Consider the following 4,849-nt stretch of genomic DNA (forward strand, 5'->3'; position numbering starts at 1 on the left):
CGGCGGGAGACCCGTCGACGGTTGCCGTACTCGACATCGGTGAAACTGGCCTGATCGCTGCGCACACCTCATCATTCCGCGATCCCCAGCACCCAGCCAGACGGCACCCCGGACGAACCAGAAAATCAGCGCATCCCTAGGTGCGCCGCGGCGACCGTCTCGTCCTTCGATGCGAGCAATTGTCCCGCCGCCATTCCTCGGAATCGACGAGGACCGTTGTCGCCGCCGGACCTACCGTGGACGGATGGCGACCGACCGCAAGATCACCATCGAACTGTTCGAGGAGTACTACGCGTACTGCTCCAACTGGGGCCGCTGGGGTACCGAGGACCAGCGGGGGACGCTGAACCACATCACGCCGGAGAAGATCACGGCTGCGGCCGCGCTCGTCCGCAGCGGCAAGGCGATCTCCCTGCAGCTGCCGCTCGACGGCGACGGCCCGCAGACCGGCGCGTTCGGCCGGGTCAACGCCGTACACCAGATGGTCGCGACGGGGTCGGACCACCTCGCGGGCACGCAGACGTACAGCGGTGACCCGCTCGGCTTCGGCTTCGCCGACGACAGCATGTTCCTGTTCCTCCAGGGCGGCACGCAGTGGGACGCGCTCGGTCACATCTTCAGGAACGGCACGATGTTCAACGGCTTCAGCGCCGCGGACGTCAGCTCGCAGGGCGCGGTGCACGGCGGCGTCGAACACATGCCGACCGTCGTGTCGCGAGGCGTGCTCCTCGACATGCCACGCGTCCTCGGCGTCGACGCGTTGCGCCCCGGCCATGCGCTGTACCCGGAGGACCTCGACGCCGCGTGCGAGGCCCACGGTGTGAGCGTCGAACCCGGCGACGTCGTGCTGATCCGCACCGGCGACATGGCCGCCCGCAGGGGCGAGCCGGGCTGGGCCGGGTACTCCGCCGGCGACGCGCCCGGCCTGTCGCTGCTGACGGCGCCGTGGTTCCACGACCGCAAGGTCGCGGCGCTCGCCACCGACACCTGGGGCGCGGAGGTGCGGCCCAACGAGATCCCCGAGACCTTCCAGCCGCTGCACCTCATCCTGCTGGTGAGCATGGGCCTGCTCGTCGGCGAGATCTGGCAGCTCGACGACCTCGCCACCGACTGCGCGGCGGACGGCGTCTACGAGTTCCTGTTCGTCGGCCCGCCGCTGCTGATCCCCGGCGCCGTCGGATCGCCGCTGAACCCGCAGGCCATCAAGTAGGCGCGGCGGCGGGTCTCAGTCGAACTCGCCGGCGTGGACGCCCTTGACGAACGCGTCCCACTCGCCGGGCGTGAACGTGAGGACGTCGCCGTCGGGGTTGCGGCTGTCGCGCATGCCGTACATGCCGTCCTTGTGAGCCACCTCCACGGGGCTCTCCCTGCCGTCCGCGCCCCTGGTCCTGCGCCAGACCGCGTCGGAGAAGTCGACGGATGGCTTGTCGGCTGTCACGAGAACCCCCTTCGGCCGTCCGCGCACCGTCGCGGTGCCGGACGGCGACCAGGGTAGACCCGAATCCCACAAGATTCCTTGTGGGGTTCGAACCCCTTCCGGTCGACCCCGGCCGGGTCCACGGTGAAAGCACCACACACACCGGAGGACCCGCATGACGACGAGGGAGCCGACGTCACCACAGGACGACGCCGACGAGACCGACGAGACCGAGGCCGGGGCACCGGAGGAGCCGCCGCCGGACGCCAGGTGCGCGCCGCACGGCAACCGGCATCCGTGCCCGCGCTGCCTCGCCGACGAGTACGGCGTGCAGGTCTGGAACTCCATCTGAGCGTCCCGACCACGCGGGACCACACAGACGCTCGGCAGGGACATCAGTCAACGGGGCTGTGACCCAGGCTGTCGAGCAGGGTGTGGCGGTCGGCCCAGTACGGAAGGCCCCGACCGGCCGTCACACCCGCCACCCCTCAGCGCCGCCACGCGCCAGCTCCTGCGCTCAGCCGCTGCGACAGGTCGACCAGCCGCCGTCGGCCGCCATGACCTGGCCGGTGACGCGGTCGGCGTCGGGTCCGGCGAGCCACGCCACCAGCGCCGCCGCGTCGGTCGGCTCGGTCCAGCGGCCACCGGGCATGCGGGCCGCGACCCACGCGCGGGTCTCCGCGTCGGCCCAGCCGGTGTCGCACGGCCCGGGATCGACGCAGTTCACCGTGATCCCCTTCGACCCGAGCGCGCCGGCGAGCGTCGCGGTCATCTGGTGCACGGTGCCCTTGGTCACGGCGTACGGGATCTCGTCCGGCATCGCGCCGTGGTACTGCCCGGACGTGAACGTCACCAGGCGACCGCGGCGGCTCGCGTCGTGGCGCGCCGCGTACGCCTGCGCGAGCAGCACGATGCTGCGCGCGTTGACCGCGAAGCACAGGTCGAGCTCGGCGGCGGTGGTGTCGGCGAGCGCGTACGTGCTGCTGCGCGCGTGCACGGCGCAGAGCGCGTCGAGCCGCCCGTACGCCTCGTACGTCGCGTCGACGGCCCGGCGCGGCTCCTCGGGGTCGGCGAGGTCGCCCTGCCGCACCGTGACGTCGGCGCCCGCCTCCCGGCAGGCCGCCGCGACGGCGCCGGGCCCCTCCGGCTCCGCACCCCACGGCATCTCGTCGTCGAACGGCGCCCACGAGTGCAGCGCGAGGTCGAAGCCGTCCCGCGCGAGACGCTCGGCGACCGCCGCGGCGATCCCCCGCCGCCGACTGGCTCCGGTGACGAGCGCGACCCGGCGTTCACCCACGAGACTCCTCCTCCTGCGACACGACCCCGCACCCTGTGCCAAGGGTGCCAGGATGGCCGGCGTGACCACGCCCGGCTGGCCCGCCGCGGAGCAGATCCGCACGCACCGCCTGACCCTCGAACCGCTTGCCGTCGCGCACGCCGACGCGATGGTGTCCGTGCTCGCGGCGCCGGACATGTACGCGTTCAGCGGCGGCACGCCACCGACCCGCGACGACCTGGTGCGCCGCTACCAGGGGCAGACCACCGGCCGGTCACCCGACGGCACGCAGGGCTGGCTGAACTGGGTGCTGCGGCTCCGCGCGACCGGCGCGCTCGCCGGCACGGTGCAGGCGACCGTCGAGCGCCGCGACACCGAGGTCGTCGCGGCGATCGCGTGGGTGGTGGCACAGCGCGAGCAGGGGCGCGGGTACGCGGGCGAGGCCGCGACGGCGATGGCGTCGTGGTTGCGCGCTCACGGCGTCACGACGCTGACGGCGTCCATCCACCCGGACCACCTCGCGTCCCACGCGGTGGCCCGACGCGTCGGCCTGACGCCCACCGGTGAGGTCGACGACGACGGCGAGGAGCTGTGGCGCGGCAGGTGACGCCACGCGGGGTCACTGCTCGGCGGGCACCTCGGCCGGCCGGGACACCAGGAGGCGCGACACCCGCCGACCCTGGACGGCCGTGACGGTCAGCCGGGCACCGTCGACCTCGACCTCCTCACCGACCCGGGGCAGGTGACCGAGCCGCGACACGACGAACCCGGCGATCGTCTCGTACGGGCCCTCGGGGACACGCAGGCCCGAGGCGTCGGCGAAGTCATCGAGGTTGACCAGCCCGTCGACCTCCATGGTGCCGCCGCTCCACTGGGTCGCCGCGTCCTCCTCGACGTCGTACTCGTCACGGATGTCGCCGACGAGCACCTCCATCAGGTCCTCCAGCGTGACGATCCCGCCGGTGCCGCCGTACTCGTCGACCACCACCGCGATGTGTGCGTTCTCCCTGCGCATCCGCGACAGCGTCGGCAGCACCTTGGCGCTCCACGGCAGCAGCACGATCTCGCGGGCCACCTCGCCGACCGTCTGCTCGCTGCCCTCGGCGTCGCGGACGAACAGGTCGCGCACGTGGACGAACCCCACGACGTCGTCCGCCGAGCCCCGGATCACCGGATAGCGCGACCGCGGCCGCATCCGGCAGAACGACACCGCGGCACCGACCGCGGCACCGGCGTCCAGGAAGTCGACCTCGGTGCGGGGCACCATGACCTCCCGCACCTGCCGGTCGACGGCGCGGAACACCTCGGTCACGATGGACCGTTCCTCGTCCGTCAGCCGCTGGTTCGCGGAGACCAGCTCACGCAGCTCCTGGTCCGACATCTCCTCCCGCTGCGCCTTCGGGTCGCCGCCGACCAGCCGGACGACCACGTCGGTCGACTTCGACAGGAACCAGATCACCGGCCTGAGCACCCGCGCGATGCGGTCGACGAGCGGGGCCAACGCGAGCGCGAAGCCCTCGGCCCGCTGCAACGCGAGGCGCTTGGCCGCGAGCTCCCCCAACACGATCGACACGTACGAGACCGCGATCGTGACGAGCACGAGAGCAATCGCGTCAGCGACCCCCGCACCGAGGCCGAGCCCCTCGAACGCCGGCGCGAGCCGCGCCGCGATCGTGGCACCACCGAACGCCGCGGACAGGAACCCCATCACCGTGACACCGATCTGCACAGCCGACAGGAACCTGTTCGGATCGGCCGCGAGCCGCGCCACCCTGGCCCCCCGCCCGCCACGACTGGCAAGCTGCGCGAGCTGCGTGTCACGAAGCGAGACCAACGCGATCTCGGCCGCCGCGAAGACCCCGCCGACAAGCACGAACAACACGATGAGCCCGACGTCGGTCAACACATCAGCCACGATCCGAGTCTAGGGTGACGCCCTCAGCCGTCAGGTGTCGCCGTAGTCATGGGGTCGTTGGGTGTAGTGCCGCCCGACCGGTGAGGTCCAGGTGACGGTGCCGTCGGGGTGGGCCTTCAGGGACCAGCCGGTGTTCTCGTCTTTGAGCCGGTGGTGAGTCGGCGGCGGGAGTTGCACCCGCCGCCGCTCGTAGAACCGTGCGTGACACTCTCGCGTCACACGGCTCCCGTCGTCGAGCCGC

At 72.2% G+C, this 4,849-nt stretch carries 5 protein-coding genes; 2 read left to right on the top strand and 3 right to left on the bottom strand.

The window, feature by feature from the left end:
• The first annotated feature begins 244 nt into the window (after positions 1–244).
• Positions 245–1,210, top strand: a complete 966-nt coding sequence (locus tag GEV10_31800) for a cyclase family protein (protein MQA82986.1) — start codon at positions 245–247, stop codon at positions 1,208–1,210.
• Between the two features lie 15 nt (positions 1,211–1,225).
• Here GEV10_31800 and GEV10_31805 read toward each other — a convergent pair whose 3' ends face one another.
• On the bottom strand, positions 1,226–1,594 hold the full coding sequence (locus GEV10_31805; protein MQA82987.1) for a DUF397 domain-containing protein: 369 nt from the start codon (positions 1,592–1,594) through the stop codon (positions 1,226–1,228).
• Positions 1,595–1,934: 340 nt separating this feature from the next.
• Positions 1,935–2,891 (bottom strand): SDR family oxidoreductase, encoded by a 957-nt coding sequence (locus tag GEV10_31810; protein ID MQA82988.1) that lies wholly within the window; start codon positions 2,889–2,891, stop codon positions 1,935–1,937.
• Here GEV10_31810 and GEV10_31815 point away from each other — a divergent pair.
• Positions 2,767–3,300: a GNAT family N-acetyltransferase gene (locus tag GEV10_31815; protein ID MQA82989.1), complete on the top strand. Its 534-nt coding sequence runs from the start codon at positions 2,767–2,769 to the stop codon at positions 3,298–3,300. The genes GEV10_31810 and GEV10_31815 overlap by 125 nt on opposite strands.
• Before the next feature lie 12 nt (positions 3,301–3,312).
• On the opposite strand, the gene GEV10_31820 is transcribed toward GEV10_31815, so the two are convergent.
• Positions 3,313–4,608: a DUF21 domain-containing protein gene (locus GEV10_31820; protein ID MQA82990.1), complete on the bottom strand. Its 1,296-nt coding sequence runs from the start codon at positions 4,606–4,608 to the stop codon at positions 3,313–3,315.
• Positions 4,609–4,849 lie beyond the last annotated feature (241 nt).

The organism is Streptosporangiales bacterium (assembly GCA_009379955.1).
GTDB lineage: Bacteria > Actinomycetota > Actinomycetes > Streptosporangiales > WHST01 > WHST01.